1 protein-coding gene is annotated in these 1,520 nt (G+C 71.1%); it reads left to right on the top strand.

Features of this window, described 5'->3' with window-relative positions:
* A partial coding sequence (locus tag G6021_RS15535) for an alkaline phosphatase D family protein (protein WP_182641679.1) occupies nt 1-1,494 on the top strand: 1,494 nt, incomplete at its 5' end.
* Between the last annotated feature and the right edge of the window lie 26 nt (nt 1,495-1,520).

The raw sequence follows: 1,520 nt of genomic DNA, 5'->3' as shown, positions 1-1,520 counted from the left end.
GATCGCGTCATCCTGTGGACCCGCGTCACCCCCGCGCCGGACGCGGTCCCGGGATCCGGCCGCGGGGCGCCGGTCGCAGTCAGCTGGGAGATATCGCTCGACCCCGGTTTCTCCCAGGTGGTCCGATCAGGGTCCGTGGTGACCGACGCCGGCCGCGACCACACCGTCAAGTTCGACTGCACCGGCCTGGCCCCCGACCGCTGGTACCACTACCGCTTCCGTGCCCTCGGTCAGACCTCGCACACCGGCCGCACCCGCACCGCGCCCGCCCACGGCGCGCTCCCCGCCTCCGGCCGCTGGCGCATCGGGGTGGTCTCCTGCTCCAACTGGGAGGCGGGCTACTTCTCCGGCTACCGCCACCTCGAGGCGCGCGGGGATCTCGATGCGATCGTCGAACTGGGCGACTACATCTACGAGTACGGCCGTGGTGAGTACACCGGCAAGTTCGGCGCGGTCCGGCCCCACGATCCCCCGCACGACATCGTGACTCTGGCCGACTACCGGATACGCCTGGCCCAGTACCGCACCGACCCGGATCTGCAGTCCCTGCACGCGCACGTGCCGTGGATCGTCACGTGGGACGACCACGAGCTCGCGAACGACAACTGGTCCGACGGCGCCGAGAACCACCACCCGCACCAGGGGCCGTTCTCCGACCGCAAGGCCGCCAGCCCCCAGGCCTACTTCGAGTGGATGCCCGTGCGCCCCGAGTCCCTCCGCGACGGCGGTCACCTCTACCGGCGGTTGCGCTGGGGTTCGCTCGCCGAGATCAGCATGCTCGACCTGCGCTCCTACCGCACGGAGGGACCGGACCGCTTCGACGGTCACGCGATCGATGTCACCGGCACCATGACCGGCGCCGCCCAGTTCGACTGGCTGGCCCGCGGGCTGAGTTCGTCGACCGCCCGCTGGAACGTCATCGGCAACTCGGTGATGATCACGCCCGTGCTCCTGCCCCCGCTCGAGCCACAGACCACGGCCGCGCTCACCGAGCTGCTGGGCGTCCCGCGCGAGGGCATCACCTACAACCCCGACCAGTGGGACGGGTACGCGGGCGAGCGCCGCCGGTTGCTGGAGGTGATCCGCGCCGCCGGCACCCGCAACACCGTCTTCCTCACCGGCGACATCCACACCTCGTGGGCCAACGAGGTGCCGTTCGAGCCGGCGAACTACCCGGGCGCGGGCGTCGGCGCGATCGAGTTCGTCACCCCGTCGATCACCAGCAACAACATCGACGACATGGTGAACCTCCCCGAGGGCAACCCGTTGTCCCAGACCGCGCAGGGGGCCCTCACTCAGGTCAACCGACACGTGCGTTGGGTGGACCTGGACCGCCACGGCTTCACGGTGGTCGAGTTCACGACCGACTTCGCCCACGCCGACTACTGGGCGCTGGTCGCGCGCGAGGACCCCGCCAGCGGCGCCTACCCCATCGCCAGCTGGCGGGTCCGGCACGGCACCGATCAGCTGGAGCCGGCCGGCCTGCTGCCCTGATCCGGCTCGCCAGGAACCGCGCGGGG

It is taken from the genome of Dietzia sp. CW19, assembly GCF_014145265.1.
GTDB classification, from domain to species: Bacteria; Actinomycetota; Actinomycetes; order Mycobacteriales; family Mycobacteriaceae; genus Dietzia; species Dietzia natronolimnaea.
This window is presented reverse-complemented; position numbering and strand designations above follow the sequence as displayed.